The following is a 23,598-nucleotide window of genomic DNA, read 5'->3' on the forward strand; positions in this document are numbered from 1 at the left end:
GGGCGGGGCCGCCCGAAGGAAGCTGGGCGAGCTGGCCGGCGTCATAGGCCTTGCTCGTGGGCAGCACGGCCTGCGCGAACTCGCGGGACACGAGGCAGCGCCAGAAGCACAGCCAGGCGAGCCAGAAGCGGGCGAAGAACGACAGGGAGGCGGGCTGGTCGGTCATCGGCACCGGATAACAAAGCCCGGATGCTTTGCAATTCGGCAGTTCACCGGGATGCCCCAAATGCAAAGGGCCTCACGGTTTCCCGTGAGGCCCTTCGTTTGTTGCATGGTGGAGGTGGACGGGATCGAACCGACGACCTTCGCATTGCGAACGCGACGCTCTCCCAACTGAGCTACACCCCCACAACTGGACTGCCTGCTGCGCCTCCGCGGTTTGGGGCCGCCGAAGTGGGATGGGCTAGTACCGGAGGCCCTTCACCGTGTCAAGCGCAAGCTGCGAACATGGATTCCGGCGATTGACGTGCTGCGTACCGGGTGCCATAAAAACCCCCCTTGTCAGGCGTATCCTTCCCGCCCGTTTAGCTGCCCCCCGTTAATGTCTATCTCCTCTTCGAAGACGTTGAGCCCGGCCGAGCTCGCGAAGCTTGAACACGCCTTTGCTTCCGACCCTTCGTCGGCGGCCTACAAGCCTCTCGCAGAAGCGTACCTGAGCATGGGCCGCTTCATGGAGGCGATGGTCGTCTGCAAGAAGGGGGTGAAGGCCCACCCGAATGCGGCGGACCCCCGCCTCCTGCTTGCCCGCGTCTATGCGGAGCAGGGCAAGGACAAGAAGGCGCTGGAGGAGGCGCTCGGCGCCCTCCAGGTGCAGCCTGAGGACAAGGCCGCGCTGCGCATGGCCGGCGCGCTTCAGCTGAAGACCGGCGAAGCGGAGCCCGGCAAGGCGAACCTCCTCAAGGCCTACACCGCGGACCCGGGCGACCCGGACACCGTCACGCTGCTCCAGCAGCACAAGATTGAGCCGCCGCGGCCCGCCGCGCCGGCTCCGGTCGCCGCGCCAGCTGCTCCGGTTGCGCCCGCGACGCCGGGTCCGTCCGCCACCCAGCAGTCCGCCGCCGCGCTCTCCAGCGTCGCGGCGACGGCGGGGACGGAAGCGCCCGCTGCGAAGCCCGCCGCCACCCAGAGCGCGAAGCCCGCGCCCACCGCGCGCGCGGAGGCTCCCGCGCCGCGTCCCGCCCCTCAGCCGCGCCGGCCCCAGGTCGTCGTGGAAGAGGTGGATGAGGACGAGGACGACGAGCCGGTGTCCCGCCGCCCCCCCTCCTCGGGCAGCAAGGGCAGCAAGATGGTGACGCTAGGCCTGCTGGTCGCCATCCCGCTGTTCGCCATCGGCTATGGCTGGTACTCGGCCAACGCCCGCACGAAGTCCCGCGAGCTGAAGAAGAGCCTGGATGCGGCCAGCGAGCTGCTCAAGCGCGACTCCTTCGACAGCTACAAGAAGGCCGTCGAGGCGGCGGACCAGGCGCTGGAGGTGGACTCCGACTCCGCCGTGGCGCACGGCTACCTCGCCTACGCCTGGGCCATCCGTTGGGGTGAGCACGGCGGTGGTGACGATGCGCGCCGCCAGGCCGAGGAGCATCTGGCCGTGGGCAAGAAGAGCGGCGACCTCAGCTCGCACCTCATCGCGTCCGAGGCGCTCATCCATACCTACGGCGGCAAGGGCAAGGACGCGCTGGGGCAGCTGGAGGAGAAGGTGAAGGACCTGGACGCGCAGGGCCGCTCCAGCTCGCTGCTGTACCTCACGCTGGGCCTCATCCAGATGAACGCGGGCGACCTGGAGCGCGGCCGCGACAGCCTGGACCGCGCGCAGGTGCTGTCTCCGGATGATCCTCGCACCTACGCGAGCCTGGGCGCGGTGTACCGCCGCATGGGGCAGGACGCCGCCGCCTGGCGGAACTACGACTCCGCCCTCCGGTACGCGAAGGACCACCCGGAGTCGCTGCTGGGACGCTCCCTGCTGATGCTGGAGCAGGACTCGCCCAACTTCGAGCTGGCCCACACCATGCTCAAGAAGCTGCTGGAGTCCGACCCGCCGCCGTCTCCGCGGCAGCTGGCCGCGGCGCACCTGGCGCGCTCGCTGCTCATCAGCCGCGTGTCCACGGCCATGGTGGACCTGAAGCCGGACATGCAGCAGAAGCTGGCCGAGGCGACCGCTGTCCCTCAGGACAAGGACAAGGCCCGCTCGGAGATGCTCAAGAGCGAGGAGACCGGCTTCTCGCTCGACAAGCAGAACCCGGAGCTGCACCTCATCAAGGGGCGCCGCCTGCTGGCGGAGGGCAACTACGACGCGGCGGCGGAGGAGATTCGCAAGGCCATCCGCATGGACGCCTCGCGCGCCCAGTTCTACGTCGAGCTGGCCAAGTCGCTCATGGGCAAGCAGGGCGGCGAGAAGGACGCCGCCGACGCGCTGCAGACGGCCCTGAAGACGATGGGCGACAGCCCGAAGCTGGTGGTGATGCTGGGCAACGCGTACCGCCGTCAGGGCAAGCTGGATGAGGCCCTGGCCCAGTACCAGCGCGCGGTGAAGGACCCGAAGGCCAAGAACCCGGAGGCCCGGCTGGCCATGGGCGCCATCTACCGCGAGCGGTCCAAGTGGGACCTGGCGCAGGAGCAGCTGGAGAAGGCGAGCCAGGAGTTCCTGGGGCAGTCGGACCGCGCGGCCATCGCGCTCACCGAGCTGGGGCGCGTGTTCCAGAGCAAGGGCGACACGGCGAAGGCGGACGAGACCTACCAGCGCGCCCTCAACGCGGACGAGGCGTACTCGCCGGCCTACTACTTCTACGCCACGCTGCTCTCGAAGGACTCGAAGCAGGGCGCGAAGGCGAAGATGCTGGCCCAGGAGTACCTGAAGCGCGACCCGAGCGGCGAGCACGCGTCCGCGGCCCGTTCGCTGGCGGGCGGCTGAAACACCACGGCGGCCTTCCAGGCGCCGGACAAGCGGGGCTGATGCGCGCGGGCAGTTGAACGCGCGGTCAGCCCCGTTGTCGTGGTTGCTGCCCCCGCGCCCTGACGCTATGCCCGGGTCGTTTGTCTTCCCCCGACGCGCCTGGGTGGGTGGCGGGAGTCCGGTGTCGCCCTGGTGTCTCACGTGGGCCAGCCGGGCGTCCGTCCGCCGGAGTCTCCCGGGGGCGCCGTGTCCTTGCCCACCCCCGGGTGGTGCCTGTATGGGGAAGGCCGTTACCGCGCCGGCAGCGTGTCTGTCGTGCCTACCTCTGGAGTCTGTGTGAACGCGCGTGCCGAGTCCTTGCCGACAATCGCGTCCGACCTGATCTCCCTCACCAAGCCGCGCCTCTCCTCCCTGGTGCTCGTCACCGCGGCGGGGGGCATGTGGCTGGCGCCCGGCCACATGGGCGCCGTCAACGCGCTGGTGACGCTGCTGGCCACGGCGGGAACCGTGGGCGCGGCCAATGCCCTCAACTGCTACTGGGAGCGGCACAGCGACCAGTTCATGGACCGCACCCGCAACCGGCCGCTGCCCTCCGGGCGCATGGAGCCGGCGGTGGCGCTGTGGTTCGGCATCTCCCTGGCGGCCGTGTCGCTTCCGGCGCTGGCCCTGGGCGCCAACGTGCTCACCGCCGCGCTGGGGCTGGTGGCGCTGCTGAGCTACGTGCTGGCCTACACGCCGCTGAAGGCGCGCACGTCCGCGGCCATGCTGGTGGGTGGGGTGCCCGGCGCACTGCCTCCGCTGATGGGCTGGACGGCGGTGACCAACCAGATGGACGTGGGGGGCTTCTCGCTCTTCGCCATCATGTTCCTCTGGCAGATGCCGCACTTCATCGCCATCGCGCTCTTCCGCAAGGAGGAGTACCGGGCGGCGGGCCTCACGTCGGTCCCCCTGGAGCGGGGTGACGAGTCCAGCCGCGCGCAGGTGGTGCTCTACCTGGTGGCGCTGATTCCGATGACGCTCCTGCCCTTCCAACTCCACATCGCCGGCGCGTGGTACCTGGCCGCGGCGGTGCTCCTGGGGCTGAGCTTCCTCGGGCTGGGGGCGTGGGGCTTCTTCCGGCGGCTGGGAAACACCTGGGCCCGCCAGACGTTCTTCTTCTCACTCATCTACCTCACCGGCCTGTTCGCCGCGCTGGCGCTGGACCGAGTTCCTCGCGAATAGCGTCCGGGGCGAACGGGGGACGCCCGCTCATGCCCGAAGTCCTGCTTTCCACTGCCACCTCTCAACCGCTGCTCCAGTTGGAGGGGCTCACGCGTCGCTTCAAGGGGCGCACAGCCGTGGATGGCCTGTCCCTGTCGGTGCGGCCGGGGGAGATTCTGGGCCTGCTGGGCCCCAACGGTGCGGGCAAGTCCACCACGTTCCAGGTGCTGGCCGGGCTGCTGTCCCCCGATGCGGGCCTCGTTCGCTTCGAGGGCCGGGAGCTGTCGCTGAGCGACCCGTCGCTGCGCCGGCAGATGGGCATCATCTTCCAGCGCAGCAGCCTGGATGACCTGCTGACCGCGCGGGAGAACCTGATGCTCGGCGCCCGGCTGTATGGCCTGGGCGGAGAGCGGGCCCGCGAGCGGGTGGAGGCGATGTTGTCGCTCATCGGCTTGGCTGACCGTGGCGACGAACGGGTGTCCACGTGGTCCGGTGGCATGCGCCGGCGCCTGGAGCTGGCGCGGGCCCTGGTGCACCAGCCGCGCGTCCTGCTCATGGACGAGCCCACGCAGGGCCTGGACGAGGCGGCCTTCCGTACCTTCTGGGCGCACCTGAAGCGCCTGCGCGACAGCGAGGGCCTCACGGTGCTGCTCACCACGCACCGCGCGGACGAGGCCGACGTCTGCGACCGGCTGGCGGTGTTGGACGCCGGCAGGCTGGTGGCGTGTGACACGCCGCAGGCGCTGGCCTCGCGCATGGGCGGGGACATCCTCTCCGTGGAGGCGCCCGAGCCGGAGGCGCTGGCGGCCGAGCTGCGCGAGCGGCTGGGGCTGGACGCGAAGGTGGTGGAGGGGCGGGTGCAGGTGGAGGCGCCGCAGGGGCACGCGCTGGTGCCCCGGTTGGTGGAGGCCTTCCCCGCCGGGCGGCTGACCTCCGTGGCGCTGCGCCGGCCGACGCTGGCGGACGTGTTCCTCCAATTGACGGGGCGCGCGCTGGGCGCGGACGTGCCCACCGCTGAATCCGCGCCGAGGAGACGTCGATGAGCGCCGAGCTGTCCGCCGCCCCCGAACCGATGAACACCGGGGCTCCGGCCGTGTCGTCGCCGCCCGGAACGCTCGCGCTCCAGTGGGCGACGGTGCGGGTGCTGATGATGCGCGATATCGTCCGCTTCTTCCGCCAGCCCTCCCGGGTGGTGGGGGCGCTCGCGCAGCCCGTCCTCTTCTGGTTCGTCATCGGCTCCGGCTTCGCGGGCTCCTTCCGCGTGGAGGGCGCGCAGGGCCTGGGCTACCAGCAGTTCTTCTTCCCGGGCGTCGTCACCATGGTGCTGCTGTTCAGCGCCATCTTCGCGACGATTACCGTCATCGAGGACCGCAAGGAGGGCTTCCTCCAGGCGGTGCTCGCCGGGCCAGGCTCGCGGCTGGCGGTGGTGCTGGGCAAGGCGCTGGGCTCGTCCGCCATCGCGCTGCTGCAGGCGTCGCTGTTCCTGTTGCTGGCGCCGCTGGCGGGGGTGAGCGCGGCCACGCTGAACGTGCCGCTGCTGCTGTCCGTCATGGTGCTGTCGGCGCTGGCGCTGACGGGCATGGGCATGTCGCTGGCGTGGTGGGTGCGCTCCAGTGCGGGCTACCACGCGGTGATGAGCATCGTCATGCTGCCCATGTGGGTGTTGTCCGGCGCCGTGTTCCCGCTCAAGGGCGCGGACACCTGGCTGGCCTGGGTGATGCGGCTCAACCCGATGCGCTACTCCGTGGAGGGCGTGCGGCGGGCGCTGCACGGCGCGGAGGCGTCGGTGGCGCTGGGCGCGTCGTCGTCCTCGGCGGGGTTGGAAGTGCCGGTGCTGGTGGCGTTCGCCGCGGTGTTCATCGGGCTGGCGGCCTTCAGCGTCAGCCGCCGGGAGTAGACCGCAGTCGTTCGCGGTGTCCCGGTGGGTTGGACATGCGCTGCCCCTTTCGCTACGAGGTGGGCAGACGCATCACCTGACTTCCCGAGGAGACTGCACGATGACGCTGCGCACGCTCGGCTTGACGCTGCTGGGGACCGCGGGGCTGCTGACCTTTTCCGCCTGTAAGAAGGAGGAGCCGGCCGCCGCGCCGCCCGCTGCCGCTCCCGCCGCGAAGAAGGAGCCTCACGCGGCCTCGCCCATCCAGGCGCCGGAAGGTGCCGCCGCCGCGCCCGTGGCTCCAGCGGGCAAGGGCGTGGTGAAGGGCACGGTGAAGTTCACTGGCATGCCGCCCGAGGCCGCGGACATCCCCGCGAGCAATGACCCGGCGTGCGAGGGCATGGCGACGAAGGATGCGTCCGTCCTGGTGAAGGACGGCAACCTCCAGAACGTGCTGGTGCGCGTGAAGGGCAAGGTGCCCGGCGTGCCTCCCGCGCCTGCCACGCCGGTGGTGGTGGACCAGTCGAAGTGCACCTACGTCCCGCGCGTGCAGGGCGCGATGGCGGGGCAACAGGTGGCGTTCAAGAACAGCGACGGCACGCTGCACAACGTGCGAGGCGTCGCGGGCACGAAGCCTGTGTTCAACGTCGCGCAGCCTCCGTCCGGCGCCCCGGTGGAGCGCCCGCTGCCCGCGGACGCGGACGTGCTGAAGCTCAAGTGTGACGTGCACCCGTGGATGTCCGCCTTCGTCGTCAGCAACGAGAACCCGTACTTCGCGACGACGGGCGCGGACGGTGCCTTCGCACTCGAAGGACTGCCCGCGGGCACGTACACGGTGGAGGCCTGGCACGAGACGCTCGGCACGAAGACGGCCGAAGTCACGGTGAAGGATGACGCGCCGGCCGAGGCCGCGTTCTCCTTCTCCGCGGAGGACGCGTCCGCCCAGAAGTGACGAACGCGCTACGCGGCGGGGCGGCTCTCTGACGTCGGAGGGCCGTTCTTCCGCACGGTGAAGCCCACCCGTGCGCCGCCGCCGGGGCGGTTCTCCGCGAAGACTTCTCCGCCGTGGACGTGCGCGATGCGCTGGACCAGCGCCAGACCCAGGCCCAGGGAGCCCGCCTCGCGCGCTTCGGTGCCTTGGTCCCTGCGGTAGAAGGGCCGGAAGATGCGCTCGTCCTCGCCGGGCTGCAGCCCGGGGCCCCGGTCTTCCACGCAGAAGGCCAGGTGTTCGCCTCGCTCCTGGATGCGCAGTGCCTCGGCGCCGGCGCCGTGCTTGCGCGCATTCTCCAGGAGGTTGGCCAGGGCGCGGCCCAGCAGCGTCGCGTCTCCCACGAGCCCGGCGCGCTCAACCTCCATGCCCAGCAGGGAGTTCGCCAGCCCCGCGCGCTCCAGTGCCTGCGTGGCCAGCGTCTGGCCATCGAGGACACGCGGGGTGAGCTGGCCGAAGTCCAGCCGGGAGCTGGCCAGCAGCTCCCCCACCAGCGCATCCAGCTCCACCACCTCACGGTCCACCTGGTCCAGTGTCTTCGGGTTGCCGCCTCCGTCGCGGAGCAGCTCCGTCAGCACGCGCAGCCGGGCCAGCGGGGTGCGCAGCTCGTGGGACACGGCGGCGAGCAGCTCGCGCTGGTCCGCCACCTGTTTCTCGATGCGCCCCGCCATGTCGTTGAAGGCATCCGCCAGCACGGCGAACTCCCCGGTGACATGGGGCGCGACGTCCGCGCGCGAGTCCAGCCGACCCGAGCCCAGCGCTCGCGTGGCCCGCACCAGCTCATCCATGGGCCGTGCGAGCCGACGCGCGAGCTTCCCCGCGGCCATCCACAGCACCATGCACGACAGCGCCAGCGGCAGCACCATCCGCAGCGGGCTCTTCGGACGGAAGCTGGCGTAGCAGGCGCGCACCGAGCCCAGGGTGACGCCATCGCGAATCACGGGCAGGTTGAACTCGGGCCGCCGGCACGGCACCTGGGTCTGCGTCAGCATCGCGCCGGATGCGTCCCGCAGCTCCACGCCCACCTGCAAGTCCTTCTCGATGGACGCCACCAGCGCGTCCCGCCGGGCGGGCTCGTCCCAGACCTCCTCGAAGCGGTGGCCCACGAAGGCGCGCACGCGGTCGCTTTCCTGTCTCCAGGTGCCTCCGCCCACCAGACTCATCACGGTGGCCACCACGGCGCCGGTGGCGAGGATGGACAGGCCGAACCACATGAACAGGCGCCGGTGCAGGCGTGCGCGCACGAAGCCGCCCAGGCGGCCCATATGCCAGTAGCCGTGCGGCGGATGCCGGTGTCCCCAGGGGCCGCATTCGTGCGGCTCGCCCCACGCGTCCCAGCCGCGCTTGTGGGCCTGGGGCCTGCCGCGTTTCACGGGCCCTCCTTGGCGAACACGTAGCCCACGCCGCGCACTGTCTTGATGAGGCGGGTGCCCACGTCTCCGAGCTTCTGTCGCAGGTGGGAGATGTGCACGTCGACGGTGCGCTCGCCCACCACCGTGTCACTGCGGCCCGCCTCGCCCAGCAGGGCGTCGCGCGGAACGACGCGTCCGGCCCTGCGCACCAGCGCGACGAGCAAATCGAACTCCAGGCCCGTCAACTCCACGGTGCGCTCCTCCACGCGTACCTCGCGCCCGGCCACGTCGATGGACACGCCGCCCGACTCCAGCCGGTCCGCGACCGCCGAGGGTTGCGAGCGGCGGAGCACGGCCCGCAGCCGCGCCAGCAGTTCGCGGGGACTGAAGGGTTTGGGGAGGTAGTCGTCCGCGCCCAGCTCCAGGCCCACCACGCGGTCCGTCTCGTCGCCCTTCGCGGTGAGCATGATGACGGGGATGCGGCTCCTGGCGCGGATGCGCTTGCAGACCTCCAGGCCGTCCATGCCGGGCATCATCACGTCGAGCAGCACCGCGTCGAAGGCGCTGGCCTCCAGCGCCGCCAGCCCCCGCCCGCCATCCGCCGCGTGGGTGACGCTGAGGCCGTTCTGCCCGAGGTACTGCGCGAGCAATTCGTACATCCGGGTGTCGTCGTCGATGAGCAGGACGCGCGTGGACATGAACCGCCTTCTACTTCAGGGGGAGGCCGCGTGGATGGACACGCGAGTCGCCGGCGGGGGAGTCACCCCTCGCTGGCCGGAAGGCTCCCACCTGCCGTGGGGGCTCCATCCGTGTTCCCAGGCGCCGTGGTGACAGTGGCGCAGGTGATGGCGGTGGCGGGCCACGCTGGCGAAGCCGGACGCATAGCCTCCAACGGTGCCCAGGGCGAGCAGGACGATGAGCAGACGGCGGCGCATGGAGTCTCTCCTTTAAAGGACGACGAGAGGGGGCGTTGGTTCGAGGCTCACACCCCACGCGCGTCATCGCGACCCCAAGGGCCATGGCCGTCTTCGTGGCGATGGCCGCCGTGGCCGAATGCGCCGCCTCGCCAGCCGCCGTGGCCGCCACAGCGGCGATGCCAGCCGCAATGGCCGCCGCGCCAGCCGTGGGCGGAGCCGAAGCCGTGCTCGAGGAGGTCCGCGAGCTCACGGCGCTGGCGCGGGTCCAGCGCCTCGTGGACCTGGGCGAGCGACCCCTGCACCGTGCGGCGCACATTGTCGATGGCGACATCGTGACGGGCGAAGAGCTCGCGCAGCGCGGCGCCGTCGAAGTGCTCACCGCGCAGCGCGGCGCCCAGGGCGGTGCGGCTGGGGCCTGCCTCATCACGGGCCTTGGCGAAGGACTCCAGGACATCGTCAGCGGCCTTGAGGAGGACCTTCTCCTGGCCGGGCGATGTATCCAGCCGCTCGAAGAGCCAGCGGAGGCGTCCGCGCGAACTCCAGCGGCCTCCGCGGCGATACCCGTGGCGTCCGCCACGGACCGTGTAGATGAGCCCGGCGAGACAGGCGGTTCCGAAGAGAAACCCGAACATGGCTCCACGCTCCCAATGAGGCCGTCCCCTGGGGGCGGCGCTGGTGGTGACGAGCGGGAAGGTAGAGGGCGGGTGTGAAGGCCACGCCCGCGCGCGGTGAAGAAGTGTGAAGACGGCCCCGGGAGAGGGGAGGGGGAATGAGGGGAAGAAGACGGCTTGCCGCCCTGGCGGGAGGGGCGGGGGGAAGTCGAGTGTCCGGTGGCGGACGGCTGCTTGCCCGGGAGGCGGTTGCCCGGTGGACAGGCGCCGCCAGGAAGTTTGTCGTTAGGGGGCCGGGGCGGTGTCCGCTCCGCACACGTCGATCGGGCAGCCCTTGGCGGCGGCCTCGAAGCAGAAGGAAGAAGGTCACATGGCAATCGGTACCGTGAAGTGGTTCAACGACGCCAAGGGGTTCGGCTTCATCGCGCAGGACAACGGTGAGGACGTGTTCTGCCACCACACTGCCATCAACATGGATGGCTTCCGCACCCTCCAGGAGGGGCAGCAGGTGGAGTTCGAGGTCACGCGTGGCCCCAAGGGCCTGCAGGCGCAGAACGTCCGCGCCGTCTGACGCACCCGCAGGCCACTTCTGAGTGAGCCCGAGGCCCGGCCTCCCAGCAGGGAGGCGGGGCCTTCGCATGTCCGGCTCCTGGCGCGCCGGGCTGGCGGCCCGCGCCGAGTGCCCGTCGGCACCTGGATGCCTTCCTTACCTTTTCCGGCAGACGCGCGGCACATCCGCCGCCATCCAACGGAGACGAAGGCATGGGCGACACCAGCGTGAAGAAGGTGGAGAGTCGGCACTCTCCCAAGGGCGAAATGGGGCAGAAGTACCTGGCGTCTGGCGTCCGCCTGTCGATGCGGCTGTGGGAGGACGAACCGCCCGGAGAGGCGGCGCCCGCCACCGCGAGGGACTACGAAACGGTGGGCTTCGTCCTGAAGGGCCGCGCGGAGCTGCGCATCGAGGGACAGGTCATCCTGCTCAACCCTGGTGACTCCTGGCTGGTGCCTCGTGGCTCCAGTCACACGTACAAGGTGCTGGAGACCTTCTCCGCCGTCGAAGCCACCAGTCCGCCCGCGGCCGTGCATGGCCGGGATGAGGGCAAGGACGCGGGGACGAAGCCGCCCGCGAAGGCGTGAGCCCGGAGGCTCGGCGCTTTCGTCCGGAGGGCGCCGGTGCTCATTCCGCCTGCGTTGGGTTCGGGTCCTTCTGGACGGTGCAGGTGTACCTGGACGCGTGCCCTGCTTCGGGCCGGCAGACCAGCAGCGGGGAGGTCTGCGCGTTCTCTGGGAGGGGAACGCGGGGGCCGGTGAAGGTGCAATGGGCCCGGTCGGGGGTTCGCCAGTGGCACTGGACCGCGGCGAGTGCTTCCGGTGGCTCCCACTTCGACGTGCACTTCTTGTTTTCTTCGCACGGCTCGCCAGGCCCGGACTCGCGCTGGACCGCGGCCGGAATGGAAGGGAGCTTCCCCGTGGTGAGCCAGACCCACTCCGCATCCTCCAGTGAGGGCATCGGCCGGGTGCGGGAGCAGTGCCAGATCAACCTGGGGTTATTGGGTTCGGCGTAGATGAGATACATCGCGTCGCCCTGGTACCGGACACGGCAATCGCCACCGCCCCCCTGGGGGAGAATGAACTTCTCGCCCGTGACGACAGGGCCCTTGATGACCTCCAGGACCTCGACATTCACGGTTCCCAAGTAGGGGCCAACGGGAGCCGGGACGACGCGAGCTCGATAGATGGCGCTCGCACGCTCCCGTGCCACCTTGAGGTCGTGGTGAAGGTTGCCCCCGCCCGCGACGCAAACACACGCCTGCGCTGTCGTTGGCCACAGGTAGAGCGTGATTGCCGCGGTGAGAATGATGAAGAGGATTCTCATTCTCGGCAGTCTATCGGGAATGAGCAGCGTGTTGGGGTGGGGGCAGGGGTTGGCGCTGTGCCATGCTCAGGTCAGTCTGCTCAATCCACTGCACCCAGGTGTCCCAGGGCGGCCCATTTTCGGCATCGAAGTACCCGTGAGAGGACAGCTCCGCTGCTCGGCAAGCGCCTGCTGGAACCCAGCAAGAGCCAAAGTGCAGTCGGGGGCGCTACGAACAAGCGACCTGCCATTCGCATCTCGCGCGTACTCTCGCCATGTGGCTCCGCGTTACTTCCGCCCGCCGGACCACGCCATGTTCATGTACTTCGTCCCGCCGGCCAGTTCATCCAGCATCTGGTCGAGCCGCTTCTGCCTCGTCGGCTCGAGCTTGGCCCTCGCAATCCACCCGAGATAGTCGTTCTGCTGGTATGGCGGACGCGCCTTGTACGCGTCCATGAGCCCGCGCTGGACCAACGCCGCCCGGACATTCGCGGGCATCGGGTTGACGGCGCGCTTGAGCGTGGGTCGCTTCGCCGTGGCCATGGTCATGTCCCAGCCTTCACCGGTGCCAGTCGCTCGAACATGAGCGAGGGCTCTCCCTTGTAGTGCCCCTGTCCCGTCTGCCGGAAGCCGCACTTGTCGGCGACTCGGATGGACGCTGCATTCTCGGGCGCGATGATGCACACCACGCGCTCGGGGCTGAGCTGGGCATCCGCCCAGGCCAGCGCCGCGCGTACCGCCTCTGTGGCGTAACCCTTGCCGTGGAAGCCGGGGGCCAGGATCCAGCCGGCCTCGGGGCCGGCGCCCGGGGACGGTTCCATGTCGCGGTGGAAGTCGCCCAGGCCCACTTCGCCCACGAGGCGGCCCGTTGCCTTCTCACGCACCACCCAGAACCCAAAGCCCAGCAGGTTCCAATGGCCCACGTAACGCAGGAGCCGGGACCACATCTCTTCGCGTGTGGACGGCTTGCCGCTGATGTAGCGGACCACCGTGGGGTCGCTCCACAGCGCGAGGCACTCCTCGTAGTCCTCGAGGCTGTGACCCTTCATGACGAGGCGCTCGGTCTCGATGGTGGGGATGGTCGCTGCGGGCACGGACGCTCCTCCTGGGGCCTGGAGCCCCGCCGCGCCTGCCACACGATGCGGTGGCGCGGATGTTCCGATTCAACCGCTCCCGGGCCTCTCATGCCAGAGGACAACGGTCCATGTCCGGGAGCGGGGGCCCGGGCGGTCAATTTGCGCGGCGCGGCGTGGAAGGAGCGTTCATTCCACGGACGGCCCCAGCCTTCACAGGTTCCGCTGCAAGCGCTCCTGAGCCTTGACGATGGCGGCGGTGCGCGTGGTGACGTCCAGCTTGGCGAACACGTTCCGCAGGTGCCACTTGGTCGTGGAGAGCGCGACGTTGGAGCGCTCGCTGATCTCCTGATTGCTCAGCCCCTGTGCGAGCAGCTTGAGCATCTGGAGCTCGCGCTCGGTGAGTGGCTCCAGGGGCGCGGAGGGGGGCGCCGCGAACTCCCGAGGCACGCGGGCTCCCGCGGACAGCAGGTCCTGGTACCGCCTGGCGTACCGGTCCGGAAACGCGTAGCTCAGCTTCCGCTGCCGGGCGGCCGCGATGACGACCTCCTGCAGGCCCGGCGTCTCGTCGAAAACGCTGCGCCCGAAGCCGAAGCGCTGCGCCAGCGCGAAGCCCCGGTTCAAGGCTGCGAATGCGGCCATCGCGTCACCCGCGCGCCAGTGGCACACCGCGATGGTGGCCAGCAGCGCCGTCTCGCGTGACACATAGCCCACCTCGTGCGCGCTGGCCCGCAGCACCTCCAGAATCGCGTGCGCCTTGTCGTGACGGCCGCGCACCATCATCACCCACGCCTGCGCGAGCCCGAGCCGCTCCCACGTCTCGTCGTAGAAGCGCTTTTCGCTCCACTCGCCCCGGCGCATGCGCTCGCCAAGGCCGAACTCCTGGGCCACCACCCGCATTCGCGCGGGCGCCTGCTCCACCAGGTAGAGGCGAATCTTCTCCCCGCAGACATGGGCCAGGAAGCGCGTCTGGTGGCCGCACTCGAGCACTCCGTGGAGGTAGTCCAGGAGCCGGTACGCCTCCGCGTACTTCCCGCGTACCGTCTTGATGCGGGCCAGCATGAGGTAGGCGAGCGCGAACGTCTCGAACACGGAGGCCTGTGGAAGCAGTGGAAGCACCTCGACGCAGAGCGCCTCGGCTTCGTCGAGCCGGTTCTGCTCGTAGCGAGCGTTGGCCAGTGCCGTGGCCGCATTCGCCCAGACGGGGTTGCGCGGTCCACGACTCGCGCGCTCGAAGGCTCCCTCGCAACGCGCCGCGGCGTCCTTCATGTTCCCCTGCGCCCGGTCCGCCAGCGCGACGAGGACGTCCGTGTAGCCGACCAGGAACGGGTTGTTGTGCCCCTGCAACGTCTCCCGGGCGCTCAGCGCGAGCCGGCGCATCGCGTCGAAGCGGTTCAGCCGGAGCGCCCGGTAGGCCTTCGCCGCCAGCACGGCGCCCGCCATGAAGACGTCCGACTCCTCGGAGCCCGGAGACGCGTCCAGGTCCATGCCGGTGTCCGGAGCCGAATCGGACAGCACGGCATGAAGCAGCGTGAGGTGTGCGAGCCGCTTCGTCAGCCGCTCGCGTTCGTGCACGGACACCTCATCGGCCGTGTCGAGGTGATGCTGGGCATCCCTCAGCGCCGCGGTCGCATGCGCGAAGCGACGGGACAGGATGAGGCAGGCGATGTGTCCCACGCAGATGGCGGGCGACCGGATGACCTCCTGAGCCGTCAGCTTCGCGGTCCAGTGGAGGACGGAGGCGAGCTCGCCCTCGCGCATCCACGCCTCCATGCAGCGCGCGGTGAGCGCGAGACACCAATCCCTGTCTCCCGAGGCGAACGCATGGGTCAACGCCTCGTCCGGCATCTGGTTCTCCGCGAACCACGCGCTCGCCGCACGGTGCAGCCGAGGGACGCGGTCCGCGTAGTCACAGGCGAGCTGGGCGCGCAGCACATCGAGGAACAGTGGATGGTACCGGTACCACTGCCGCTCGGTGTCGAGCGCCTGGATGAACAACTGCGACCGCTCGAGCTGCCCCAGCAGCGCGTGTCCTCGGGTGGTTCCGAGCAGCGCGTTGCAGAGCGCGCCGTGGAGTTGCTCCACCACGGAACTCAGCACCAGGAACTCGCGGACCTCCTCCGGCTGCTCGCGCAGCACCGCGTCCGCCAGGTACCGGGCCACGTCGTGATTGGAGCCCATGGCCTTCCTCAGCGCATCGCTCACGCTCGCGTGCTCACCCGCCGACAGCAGCGCCAGCTTGACGCCAGCGACCCAGCCCTCCGTCCGCGTGCGGAGGGAGTCGATGTCCTCCGGCGTGAGCACCGCGCCGCACAGGCGCAGGCCCAGCTCGCGGATGGCCTCGCCGTCCAGGTTCAGGTCTCGGCCGTCGAGCGTCACCAGTTGCTCGGCGAGCTTCAGCTTGGCCAGGTCCAGCTCGGGGATGTTGCGCGACGACACGACCCAATGCACGTGCGGTGGCGAGTGGTCCAGCAGGTACGAGAAGGCCCGCACCAGTGGGCGCTCGCGCAGGACATGGAAGTCGTCCAGCACCACGACGAGCTCGCGGCCCAGGCTCCACAGGCTTTGCAGGATGACGGCCGTCGCGTGCTCGGGTTGGCTCGTGCTGTACGCGTCGAAGTCTGGAGCGGCCCGGCGAATCGCCCCGACCAGGTATGCGAAGAACCGCTCGGGAGCGTTGTCCTGCTCGTCCAGCGACAGCCAGGCAAGCAGGTGCGGCACGCGTGCTTCCCGGTACCACTGCGTCAGCAGCGTCGTCTTGCCGGAGCCGAGCGGGGCCGTCACCAGCACCAGCTTCCCGCTCACCCCATGGTCGATTCTCCGCAGTGCGGCGCCACACGGCACCAGCACGGACGCCGCCCGGGGAGGGGAGAGCTTCGTGGGTAGCAGATCCAGAGCGCTTCGAAGGCTCGGCATGAGCACGTCCCTCTATGGCCGGTTGCGTCAGTCACTAAACCACGGAAAACGGGTGAGCCGGGCTGGGGGGCGCGAAGGCAACCCCACAATGAGTGTCATGAAATGGACACTGCAATGTGTTGCACACGCGGTTTCGCGGCTTTGCGGCGCCGGGTGCTCGCGAGGAAAGCCTGACGCGCCGTGTTGGTGGCTGCCTTTGGGGGCGGGGAGGGGCCGGTCCCCCTCCCTTCGGTGGGGGCGTTGTCGCGAAGTCCACTGCTAATCCCTGGACGGCAATGCTTCCCCGTCTCGCGAGGTGGTCCCTATGGTGGGTACTCAGCAAGTGGGCGTGCGCTGGAACTGGTGGCGCGCCCGCGCCGTTTCGTTGTGCGCCGTGGTGTCCTTGTTGGCCGCATTCACCGCGGCGGCCCAGGTGCCCTCGTTCATCACGTTCGACAGCGCGCACGTGCGTCCCCTGGCGCTCTCCCCGGACGGGACGCGGTTGTTCGCCGTCAACACGCCGGACAACCGCCTGGAGGTCTTTTCCATCAGCAGCGCGGGGCTCTCGCTCATCGGGGCGGTGCCCGTGGGCCTGGAGCCCGTCGCTGTCGCCGCGCGCAGCAACACGGAAGTCTGGGTCGTCAACCACCTGTCGGACAGCGTCAGCGTGGTGAGTCTGGTGGGCACGCCGCGGGTGGTGCGCACCCTGCTCGTGGGCGATGAGCCGCGCGACATCGTCTTCGCCGGCACCAACGGCCACGCCTTCATCACCACCGCGCACCGGGGCCAGCACCGCACCGACCCGTCCATCGCCGCCGTTTCGGGGGCGGGGGACCCGAAGCTGACCACGCCTGGCGTGGGGCGCGCGGACGTCTGGGTCTTCAATCCGGCGTCCCTGGGCGCGACGCTGGGCGGCACGCCCCTGCGCATCGTGACGCTCTTCGGCGACACGCCGCGCGGGCTCGCCACCAGCCCGGACAAGAAGACTGTCTATGCGGCCATTGCCCAGTCCGGCAATCAGACGACCTCCGTCAGCCTGGGGAGCGTGTGCGACGGGTTCAAGGAGCGCGACATGTGCCTCGTCTTCCCCGACACCCCGCCATTCGGCAACAACCTCATGCCAGGCGGCTTGCCTGGGCCCGCGACGAACTTCGAGGGCGCGAAGGCGCCGGAGACCGCCCTCATCGTGAAGTGGAACGGCGCCGCCGGGCAGTGGCAGGACGCGCTGGGCCGCAACTTCAACAACGGCGTGCGCCTGCGTCTGCCGGACAAGGACGTCTTCGCCATCGACGCGGACACCCTCCAGGAGACGGCTTCCTTTTCGGGCGTGGGTACCACCATCTTCAACCTGGTCACCAACCCGAAGTCGGGCGTGGTGTATGCGTCCAACAGCGAGGCCAACAACCTGACCCGCTTCGAGGGCGCCGGTGAATACGGCGGCAGCACGGTGCAGGGCAACCTCGCGCAGATGCGCATCACCGTCATCTCCGGGGGCACGGCCTACCCGCGGCACCTCAACAAGCACATCGACTACTCGAAGCTGGCGGGGAAGCCCGGCTTCGACCCCTCGGTGAAGAACCACAGCCTCTCCACGCCGACGGAGATGGTCGTCTCCCAGGATGGCACGAAGCTGTACGTGGCCGCGTTCAGCTCCAGCAAAATTGGCGTCTACGACACGGCGTCGCTGGAGAGCAATGCGTTCGACCCGCGCACCGCGAGCGCCAACCACATCCCGGTGAGTGGCGGCGGCCCCAGCGGTCTGGTGCTGGACGAGGCGCGCAACCGCCTCTACGTGATGACCCGCTTCGACAACGCGGTGAAGGTCATCGACCTGGCCACCAAGGCGCAGCTGTCCTCGGTGTCGCTCTACAATCCGGAGCCCGCCTCCGTCGTCCAGGGCCGCCCGTTCCTCTACGACGCCAACTTCTCATCGGCCAATGGTGAGTCGTCGTGCGCCAGTTGCCACATCTTCGGTGACAAGGACGAGCTCGCCTGGGACCTGGGCAACCCGGATGCGACGGTGACGGCCAATCCCATCAACATGCGCCTCGCGAGCGACCTCGAGATTGGCGTCTTCCGTTCCTTCACCGGCCACCCGAGCTCACCCATCAACGGAACGGGGAAGCAGAACGAGTTCCACCCGATGAAGGGGCCCATGACGACGCAGACCCTGCGTGGCATGACGAACCAGGGCGCCATGCACTGGCGGGGTGACCGTTCAAATGGCTTCTTCGGTGTCGATGCCGGCGGGGAGGAGATGTCCTTCAAGAACTTCATCGTCGCCTTCCCGGACCTGCTGGGCCGCGCGTCGATGCCGACCGAGGCGGAGATGGACAAGTTCACGACCTTCCAGCTCCAGGTGCAGTTGCCGCCCAACCCCATTCGCAGGTTGGACAACGCACTCACGGCTTCGCAGAAGGCGGCGAGCGATTTCTACTTCGGAAGCCGCCGGGTGGACGGCATCGCGATTGGCGATGACAACGGGTTCAATTGCAATGGCTGTCACACGATTGACGGTGCGCGGGGCTTCTTTGGCACGGATACCCGTTCCAGCTTCGAGGGCATCAGTCAGATCATGAAGATTCCCCACGTGCGGAACATGTACACGAAGGTTGGTATGTTCGGCTTCCCGGACAGCAGCTTCTTCCTGCATCCGGAGACGGGGCAGTTGGGTGACCAGGTTCGCGGCTTCGGCTTCACGCATGACGGCGCGGTGGACACCCTGTTCCGCTTCTTCAGCGCCATCGTGTTCTCCAACACCAGCATCGGTGGGCCCCTCGTGGGCTTCCGGAGCGACACCGAGCGGCGCCAGATGGAGGACTTCATGCTAGCGGCGGATACCGACCTGGCGCCGATTGTCGGCCAGCAGGTGACGCTCACGGCATCGAATGCCGCCAACGTGGGGGCGCGCATCGACCTGCTGATTGCGCGAGCCCGAGCGCAGTTCGCGTCGCAGGTGCTCGGCGGCGCGACCTACGAGGCCGACGTGGTTGCGAAGGTGGCCGTGGGCAGCCGGGTGAAGGGGTTCCTGTACGAACGGGGGCCTGGGACCTGGAAGCCCGATGACGGCAGCGCGAACATCTCCACGGCGGCGCTCCGAGCGCTGGCGAACACCGCGGGGCAGGAGGTGACCTTCACCGCGGTCCCTCCTGGCTCCGGTACGCGCATCGCGCTCGACCGGAACCTGGACGGCAGGCTCGACGGCCAGTAACCGGAGAGCCCGCCGCCCCCGGCTCCGTGTCACCCCAGGCATCGGTCATTCATCCTACGGACGGATGGCCGATGTCTGTATTCGTGCGTGTCCCATAATGTCCTTTGTCATGGACACACGCGCCCTGACGGAACGCCTCACCATCGCGACGCCCTGCGAGATGCGCTGGGAGGACATGAAAGGGGATGCACGTGTCCGGCACTGTGGTGCCTGCAGGCTCTCCGTCCACAACCTGAGTGAGATGACCACGCTGGAGGTGGAGTCCCTGCTCCAGCCCGGTGGACGCGTCTGTGTCCGGCTCTACCGCCGACCGGATGGGACCGTCGTCACGGGGGATTGCCGTCGCATCTGGAGCCAGCAGCGAGAGGAGGCGGTCACGCTCCTGGGGACGGCGGCGACCGTGGTGGCCGCGTTTTCATTCCTCGTCTTGATTGGCGTGCTGACGATCACCCTCTACGGCGACCACATCCGGCGCATGTTCGGCAGTGCCACCGCGGGAGCCTTGCCGGCCACGTTGCCGCCCGCCGTGAGCGCGCCTTCTCCCCTTGGGGGGCACAAGGCGCCATGATTGGCGCGCAGCCGAGGCGGCCGGCTGTCAGGGCCGTTGAGGCGGCACTCTGCACGCGGCATGTCCCATGATGATGTCGCCGTCGACGGTGCTCGTGGGCGTCGGCGTCCATCCGGATGCAAGCCGGGCATCGAGGAGTTCATCTGCGCTGGGGCGGTGGTCCCACACGGAGACCGAAGTGACTCCGCCCAGTCAGGTCGTGTCAAAGACGAGGTACCTGTCTCCCATCCACGGCATCACCACGTCGTGGGTGAACTCGTCCTGGACGATGACCTCCGTGACATCGCGCGGCGGCGAACTCGCGAAGCCCCAGCGCACGACGTCCTGGAGCAGCGTGAGGGACGCCACCTCCTGTTCCAGGGCGGAGCGCGCTTCCTGAGGCAGCGAAGCCCGGTCGGTCAGAGGCACCATGGTGTCAACCTACCGCGGAATCGCATCAGCGGGCAGTCCGCCGGACTGCTCCTCGGGGTCCACGGCGCGGTAGGGGAAGCGGGTCGGTGTGGGAGGGGCGCCGTGCCCCTGTTTCAGCTTCTCCAGCCCCGCCGCGCTCCCCAGGTGCTTGCGTGACGGGGCCAGCGTGTACTTCCAGCCACCGAAGTCGCGCAGGGCCTTGTCGGACGCCTGTTTGTCGCTGGGGACGAACTAGAACCGGTGTACCGCCGTGAGCCTCACGACAGGGTGCAGCGTCTGCGTTGTCTCGACGGTGCGCTCGGGCTGCGAAAGCAGACACCAGGAGAACAGGGTGCAGGTCGCGGAGCGGGGCAGCTCGGTCTCTTGTCGGAGGTGGCTGAACCCAGCGCCGCCCGCCAGGGCGATGTGCCACTGCTTGCCCAACTGCTGTGAATACCCGACCAGTCCGCTGACGGAGGCGCGGAGCTTCGATACATCCTCATCCGAGTCGAAGAAGGTCCCATCGCCCTGGACGGACAGGAAGGGGCCCTGGAAGGGTTTCCCAGTCAGGTAGATGCGGCCGCCAGCCTGGAGGCCCGTCGCCTTCAGGTTCACGCCCACGTGCCCGCCTGCGAACACCGAGATGAACGGTGACAGGGGCTGCTCGATGTCCACGATGAAGGCCATCGACGCAGGGGAGACGGAGTCCACCGAGAGCGAATGCACGCCCAGGGCCGCCGCGCTGCTCAACCGCTGGGTTCCCCCATGGACGGCGGGAGGCGCGGAATGGGGGGCGACAGGGGGGACTGCCTGGGCGTGCGCGAGCATCGGCGCGGACACGAGGCCAGCAAGAGCACGGACGCGACGGGCGCTGAGATTCATGTGCCCATATCCATCAAGGGGCATGCCAACGCGAAACCCCACGAAATGACAGAAGGCCGTGTCAGCCGCTGTGCATGCAGTTGCACAAGTGCGAAGCCGTGCTCGCGGCTTCAGGGGCGCTGTCGGAGGTGCTGGTCCAGGAAGGAGAGGATCCTGACGGAGGTCTCCGCTTCGCTCTTCGTGCTGCTGAAGCCATGGCCGTCGTTGGGGAGGACGAGGTAGTCGACGGGCACGCCGTTCTTCCGGACGGCCTCGACGAGCGCGTCCGTCTTGGCCTTGGGCACGCGCGGGTCGTTGGCGCCCTGGATGACGAGCAGGGGGCTGCGTATCTTCTCCGCATGGAACAGCGGGGAGATTTCTCGAAGCATCGCCTCCTGCGTCTGGGGGTTGCCCAGTTCCTGGTAGAGCGCCTCGCGCAGGGCCTCCTTGTGGGGCGGCAGCGCCTGGCCCAGCGTGTCCGTCAGCCGGGTGAGCTTCTTCGTCTCGAAGTCGTAGACGTACAGGTTGCCGGGCGAGCGGTCTCCGTCGACGTGGAAGGCCATGCGCTTCTCTCCGCGGGACAGGCTCACTCCGGAGATCGCTCCCTCTGGAATCCCTGGCAGGGACACGCGCCTGCCGGCCTTCACGTCGTGGACTCGAATCGTGGTGCGGCCATCCTCGTTGACGCGGGTGATGCGCCACAAGCCACGTCGCGAGAACTCCGTGGAGAGCACGTCCCACTCCAACTGCTCCACCAACTCGCGCTTCCCGGAGGCGAGCACGTGGCGCTCCACGCGAATGAACTCGGAGCCCTCGTTGGTGAGCAGGTACAGCGCGGAGGACGCCGGGTCGAAGGTCGCCGCCTTCCAACTGGCCGAGCCCTCGTGCGCGGTGAGGTTCCGACGCTGCTGTGTGGCGAACTCGTAGAGGTGGACGTCGCTGTCGGACAGCGTCCGTGACTTCTCCAGCGCCAGCCACTTCTCGTCCGGGGAGAGGGCGCCGGGCACATGCTCGCCATCGCCCGCGTAGAGCAGGGTGCGGGCATATGTCTTGGCGTCGTATCGGTAGAGGTCCTGGAAGCGTGCGTCGCGCTCGTTGGTGAGGACGTAGAAGGCGGCGCCGTCCCGGCTCCAGCCGAAGAAGGACGCGCGGTGCTCGTCGCCCGGCGTGAGGTCCTTCTCCTGGCCGTCCAGCGTGCGCACGGAGAGGTGGGCGAGTTCGTTGCCTCCCGAGTCTCGCGTGAAGAGGACGCGGTCGTCGGTGGGGAAGTAGGCGACGGCGATGGAGGCGTCCTGGGTGGAGCGGGTGAGCTGCGTGGGCTTTCCGCCCGTCATCGGGACGGAGAAGACATTGAAGACGCCGGTCTCGTTCGACGAGTACAGCACCCGCTGCTCATCCGCGGAGAAGGACGCACCACGCACGGAGGTCGCCTTCATGAACTGCTCCACGGTGTAACGCTTGGCCGGGCTTCTGGGCCGGGTCGTCCCGGCGCGGAGACGAGTTTCCAGATGGAAGGCGTGGCACCGCGCAAGGCCAAGGGCTCAGGGCACACCCCTTGCCTGCGACGGGGGCGAGGTTGGAAGGCGCTGCGAAGCGGCGGTGGCACCCGCGTAGGTGGCGCGCCAGGACGCCACTGTCAGGAATGGACTGGCCCCGGGCGCTCGTCCTCAGAGGAGGCGGGCCTCTGCACCGGTTTTGCAGTGACACCCATGCTCACCGGTGGAGGAGGTTCCCATGCGATGGATGCGCACGTTGACGTTGGGTGTGTTGGCGATGTCGGGCGGCTGTACCGAGAGCAAGGTGGCGGAGGACCAGGACATCGTCCTGAGTGGGCGACTCGTTGACGAGGCGGGCGCGCCGCTCCCGGACGCGCTGATGAAGCTCTACCGCAGTGAGAACTCCGCGTGCGCGTTCGCTGCCTTCTCGTCGAGCTGGAGGTCGGTGAAGACTCGCGCCGATGGCACCTTCGAGGTCGACCTGCTGGGGGCGGACACCCGCAACGGGAGCATCGCGCGCTGCTTCGTGGCCCGCTCGCCCGAGCAGTCCCAGGGAAGGCGCGTTTCGGCCTTCTTCCTCATCCAGCAGTCGGAGGTCGCGCTGCCCGTCGTCCAGGAGTGGACCGGCACGCTGAAGGCCACCGCGGAGGCGCAGGGGGTGAGCGTGGGCTTCCGGCCGCTGTCCGCCACCCACGGTGCCGGGAGCGATGAGCACGTGCTGTACCTCCACCCGTCGAGCGCCAGAGAAGCCTGGCAGGTGCTCAAGGCCACCTCGCCGGTCCTCCTGAGCGACTACGTCCTCGAGGACGCGGAGGGGCTCAAGGCCTCCATCATCACGACGCGCGATGTGAATGCGGGGGGCGTGACGGTCGGCCTCACCTATTCCAGCGATGACGTTGTCCTGCCTCGCCGCGCCCTCGTCCCGGCAAGCCGTGGCGCGGCGTGCACCTACCTGAACGCCGAGACGCCCTGCCGCGTCACCAACGGCGACCTCGGCGGGATTGTGCTCTTCCAAGAGGGCGTCCGTGAAGTCGCCGTGCAGCTCTCGCGGCCCGTGGTGCCTCGCAAGGCCGTGCTGCGCAACTTCGGGGTGACGGGCACCATGAGCGAGCTGGTGCTGGAGGGAAGCGCCGACGGCGCCCAGTGGATGCCCCTGGCCAACTTGCTCGATGGCGCCGGTGTGCAGTCCTTCATGGAAGTGGACCTCACGGGCACGACACCGGTGTCGCAGGTCCGTGTTCGGGCAACTCCGCGAGAGGCGGTGGGCGCGTTGCGCTCGCTGGGGCAGCTCTCGCTCTTCGAGGAGTGACAGGACCGCGGCCAGGGTTCTTCGTTTCTCGGTGAGGGAAATCGGGGCTCGGCTCCGTTCAGGGGAGTGACGGCGAATGTGCGCCGTCCTTCCTCACGGAGTTCCCGCT

Annotated in this window: 21 protein-coding genes and 1 tRNA gene; 10 read left to right on the plus strand and 12 right to left on the minus strand. The window is 69.0% G+C overall.

Features of this window, described 5'->3' with window-relative positions; all coding sequences use genetic code 11:
- Positions 1–272 precede the first annotated feature (272 nt).
- A tRNA-Ala gene (locus tag HNV26_RS09545) sits at positions 273–348 on the minus strand.
- A gap of 193 nt (positions 349–541) precedes the next feature.
- Here HNV26_RS09545 and HNV26_RS09550 point away from each other — a divergent pair.
- The 5 genes from HNV26_RS09550 (at position 542) to HNV26_RS09570 (ending at position 6,915) form a co-directional block, all read left to right on the plus strand.
- Positions 542–2,905: a tetratricopeptide repeat protein gene (locus HNV26_RS09550; RefSeq protein WP_171445310.1), complete on the plus strand. Its 2,364-nt coding sequence runs from the start codon at positions 542–544 to the stop codon at positions 2,903–2,905.
- Between the two features lie 318 nt (positions 2,906–3,223).
- The gene (cyoE, locus tag HNV26_RS09555) at positions 3,224–4,108 is read left to right on the plus strand and encodes a heme o synthase (RefSeq protein ID WP_171445309.1); all 885 of its coding nucleotides are present in this window, start codon (positions 3,224–3,226) and stop codon (positions 4,106–4,108) included.
- 29 nt (positions 4,109–4,137) lie between these two features.
- A complete protein-coding gene (locus tag HNV26_RS09560; RefSeq protein WP_171445308.1) occupies positions 4,138–5,130 on the plus strand; it encodes an ABC transporter ATP-binding protein in 993 nt (330 codons plus the stop codon).
- Entirely contained in the window at positions 5,127–5,984 is an 858-nt protein-coding gene (locus tag HNV26_RS09565) for an ABC transporter permease (RefSeq protein WP_171445307.1), read from the plus strand. Before HNV26_RS09560 ends, HNV26_RS09565 begins: the two co-directional genes overlap by 4 nt.
- Before the next feature lie 100 nt (positions 5,985–6,084).
- Positions 6,085–6,915: a carboxypeptidase regulatory-like domain-containing protein gene (locus HNV26_RS09570; RefSeq protein ID WP_171445306.1), complete on the plus strand. Its 831-nt coding sequence runs from the start codon at positions 6,085–6,087 to the stop codon at positions 6,913–6,915.
- Positions 6,916–6,923: 8 nt separating this feature from the next.
- Here HNV26_RS09570 and HNV26_RS09575 read toward each other — a convergent pair whose 3' ends face one another.
- From HNV26_RS09575 to HNV26_RS09590, 4 genes are read right to left on the minus strand one after another with little or no spacing between them, the layout of a single operon-like run.
- The gene (locus HNV26_RS09575; RefSeq protein ID WP_171445305.1) at positions 6,924–8,324 is read right to left on the minus strand and encodes a HAMP domain-containing sensor histidine kinase; all 1,401 of its coding nucleotides are present in this window, start codon (positions 8,322–8,324) and stop codon (positions 6,924–6,926) included.
- Positions 8,321–9,001: a response regulator transcription factor gene (locus HNV26_RS09580; RefSeq protein WP_171445304.1), complete on the minus strand. Its 681-nt coding sequence runs from the start codon at positions 8,999–9,001 to the stop codon at positions 8,321–8,323. The genes HNV26_RS09575 and HNV26_RS09580 overlap by 4 nt, the downstream gene beginning before the upstream one ends.
- A 15-nt stretch (positions 9,002–9,016) precedes the next feature.
- Positions 9,017–9,238, minus strand: a complete 222-nt coding sequence (locus HNV26_RS09585; protein ID WP_171445303.1) for a hypothetical protein — start codon at positions 9,236–9,238, stop codon at positions 9,017–9,019.
- A gap of 47 nt (positions 9,239–9,285) precedes the next feature.
- Positions 9,286–9,852 carry a periplasmic heavy metal sensor gene (locus tag HNV26_RS09590; RefSeq protein WP_171445302.1) on the minus strand — a complete coding sequence of 189 codons (567 nt, stop codon included), beginning with the start codon at positions 9,850–9,852 and terminating at the stop codon, positions 9,286–9,288.
- 349 nt (positions 9,853–10,201) lie between these two features.
- Between HNV26_RS09590 and HNV26_RS09595 the strand changes: the two genes are divergently transcribed.
- Complete coding sequence (locus tag HNV26_RS09595; protein ID WP_011555276.1) at positions 10,202–10,402, plus strand: cold-shock protein; 201 nt, start codon at positions 10,202–10,204, stop codon at positions 10,400–10,402.
- Positions 10,403–10,593: 191 nt separating this feature from the next.
- Positions 10,594–10,968 carry a cupin domain-containing protein gene (locus HNV26_RS09600; protein ID WP_171441918.1) on the plus strand — a complete coding sequence of 125 codons (375 nt, stop codon included), beginning with the start codon at positions 10,594–10,596 and terminating at the stop codon, positions 10,966–10,968.
- A gap of 40 nt (positions 10,969–11,008) precedes the next feature.
- Here the strand turns inward: HNV26_RS09600 and HNV26_RS09605 are convergent, their stop codons facing one another.
- From HNV26_RS09605 to HNV26_RS09620, 4 genes are all read right to left on the minus strand, one after another.
- On the minus strand, positions 11,009–11,707 hold the full coding sequence (locus HNV26_RS09605; RefSeq protein ID WP_171441917.1) for a hypothetical protein: 699 nt from the start codon (positions 11,705–11,707) through the stop codon (positions 11,009–11,011).
- A gap of 267 nt (positions 11,708–11,974) precedes the next feature.
- Positions 11,975–12,235, minus strand: coding sequence for a YdeI/OmpD-associated family protein (locus tag HNV26_RS09610; RefSeq protein WP_171441916.1), 261 nt, complete (start codon positions 12,233–12,235; stop codon positions 11,975–11,977).
- Positions 12,232–12,780, minus strand: a complete 549-nt coding sequence (locus HNV26_RS09615; RefSeq protein ID WP_171441915.1) for a GNAT family N-acetyltransferase — start codon at positions 12,778–12,780, stop codon at positions 12,232–12,234. Before HNV26_RS09615 ends, HNV26_RS09610 begins: the two co-directional genes overlap by 4 nt.
- A gap of 192 nt (positions 12,781–12,972) precedes the next feature.
- Positions 12,973–15,675: a winged helix-turn-helix domain-containing protein gene (locus tag HNV26_RS09620; protein WP_216611986.1), complete on the minus strand. Its 2,703-nt coding sequence runs from the start codon at positions 15,673–15,675 to the stop codon at positions 12,973–12,975.
- Between the two features lie 304 nt (positions 15,676–15,979).
- Between HNV26_RS09620 and HNV26_RS09625 the strand changes: the two genes are divergently transcribed.
- The gene (locus HNV26_RS09625; protein ID WP_171441913.1) at positions 15,980–18,865 is read left to right on the plus strand and encodes a YncE family protein; all 2,886 of its coding nucleotides are present in this window, start codon (positions 15,980–15,982) and stop codon (positions 18,863–18,865) included.
- A 109-nt stretch (positions 18,866–18,974) separates the two neighbouring features.
- Entirely contained in the window at positions 18,975–19,433 is a 459-nt protein-coding gene (locus HNV26_RS09630; protein ID WP_253816388.1) for a hypothetical protein, read from the plus strand.
- Between the two features lie 192 nt (positions 19,434–19,625).
- On the opposite strand, the gene HNV26_RS09635 is transcribed toward HNV26_RS09630, so the two are convergent.
- From HNV26_RS09635 to HNV26_RS09645, 3 genes are all read right to left on the minus strand, one after another.
- Positions 19,626–19,844, minus strand: a complete 219-nt coding sequence (locus HNV26_RS09635) for a hypothetical protein (protein ID WP_171441911.1) — start codon at positions 19,842–19,844, stop codon at positions 19,626–19,628.
- Between the two features lie 231 nt (positions 19,845–20,075).
- Positions 20,076–20,705: a hypothetical protein gene (locus HNV26_RS09640; RefSeq protein WP_253816389.1), complete on the minus strand. Its 630-nt coding sequence runs from the start codon at positions 20,703–20,705 to the stop codon at positions 20,076–20,078.
- Between the two features lie 110 nt (positions 20,706–20,815).
- The gene (locus HNV26_RS09645) at positions 20,816–22,120 is read right to left on the minus strand and encodes a S9 family peptidase (RefSeq protein ID WP_253816390.1); all 1,305 of its coding nucleotides are present in this window, start codon (positions 22,118–22,120) and stop codon (positions 20,816–20,818) included.
- Positions 22,121–22,418: 298 nt separating this feature from the next.
- Between HNV26_RS09645 and HNV26_RS09650 the strand changes: the two genes are divergently transcribed.
- On the plus strand, positions 22,419–23,489 hold the full coding sequence (locus HNV26_RS09650) for a hypothetical protein (RefSeq protein WP_253816391.1): 1,071 nt from the start codon (positions 22,419–22,421) through the stop codon (positions 23,487–23,489).
- Positions 23,490–23,598: the final 109 nt, after the last annotated feature.

Source organism: Myxococcus xanthus, assembly GCF_013116825.1.
Taxonomy (GTDB): Bacteria; Myxococcota; Myxococcia; order Myxococcales; family Myxococcaceae; genus Myxococcus; species Myxococcus xanthus_B.

Coding starts and splice junctions, on each gene's coding strand:
- HNV26_RS09610 (WP_171441916.1), bottom strand. CDS start 12,235: ATGACCATGGCCACGGCGAAGCGACCCACGCTCAAGCGCGCCGTCAAC.
- HNV26_RS09645 (WP_253816390.1), bottom strand. CDS start 22,120: ATGAAGGCGACCTCCGTGCGTGGTGCGTCCTTCTCCGCGGATGAGCAG.
- HNV26_RS09565 (WP_171445307.1), top strand. CDS start 5,127: ATGAGCGCCGAGCTGTCCGCCGCCCCCGAACCGATGAACACCGGGGCT.
- HNV26_RS09635 (WP_171441911.1), bottom strand. CDS start 19,844: ATGGTGCCTCTGACCGACCGGGCTTCGCTGCCTCAGGAAGCGCGCTCC.
- HNV26_RS09595 (WP_011555276.1), top strand. CDS start 10,202: ATGGCAATCGGTACCGTGAAGTGGTTCAACGACGCCAAGGGGTTCGGC.
- HNV26_RS09570 (WP_171445306.1), top strand. CDS start 6,085: ATGACGCTGCGCACGCTCGGCTTGACGCTGCTGGGGACCGCGGGGCTG.
- HNV26_RS09625 (WP_171441913.1), top strand. CDS start 15,980: ATGGTGGGTACTCAGCAAGTGGGCGTGCGCTGGAACTGGTGGCGCGCC.
- HNV26_RS09620 (WP_216611986.1), bottom strand. CDS start 15,675: ATGCCGAGCCTTCGAAGCGCTCTGGATCTGCTACCCACGAAGCTCTCC.
- HNV26_RS09650 (WP_253816391.1), top strand. CDS start 22,419: ATGCGATGGATGCGCACGTTGACGTTGGGTGTGTTGGCGATGTCGGGC.
- HNV26_RS09605 (WP_171441917.1), bottom strand. CDS start 11,707: ATGAGAATCCTCTTCATCATTCTCACCGCGGCAATCACGCTCTACCTG.
- HNV26_RS09630 (WP_253816388.1), top strand. CDS start 18,975: ATGGACACACGCGCCCTGACGGAACGCCTCACCATCGCGACGCCCTGC.
- HNV26_RS09580 (WP_171445304.1), bottom strand. CDS start 9,001: ATGTCCACGCGCGTCCTGCTCATCGACGACGACACCCGGATGTACGAA.
- HNV26_RS09585 (WP_171445303.1), bottom strand. CDS start 9,238: ATGCGCCGCCGTCTGCTCATCGTCCTGCTCGCCCTGGGCACCGTTGGA.
- HNV26_RS09600 (WP_171441918.1), top strand. CDS start 10,594: ATGGGCGACACCAGCGTGAAGAAGGTGGAGAGTCGGCACTCTCCCAAG.
- HNV26_RS09590 (WP_171445302.1), bottom strand. CDS start 9,852: ATGTTCGGGTTTCTCTTCGGAACCGCCTGTCTCGCCGGGCTCATCTAC.
- HNV26_RS09560 (WP_171445308.1), top strand. CDS start 4,138: ATGCCCGAAGTCCTGCTTTCCACTGCCACCTCTCAACCGCTGCTCCAG.
- HNV26_RS09550 (WP_171445310.1), top strand. CDS start 542: ATGTCTATCTCCTCTTCGAAGACGTTGAGCCCGGCCGAGCTCGCGAAG.
- HNV26_RS09640 (WP_253816389.1), bottom strand. CDS start 20,705: ATGAATCTCAGCGCCCGTCGCGTCCGTGCTCTTGCTGGCCTCGTGTCC.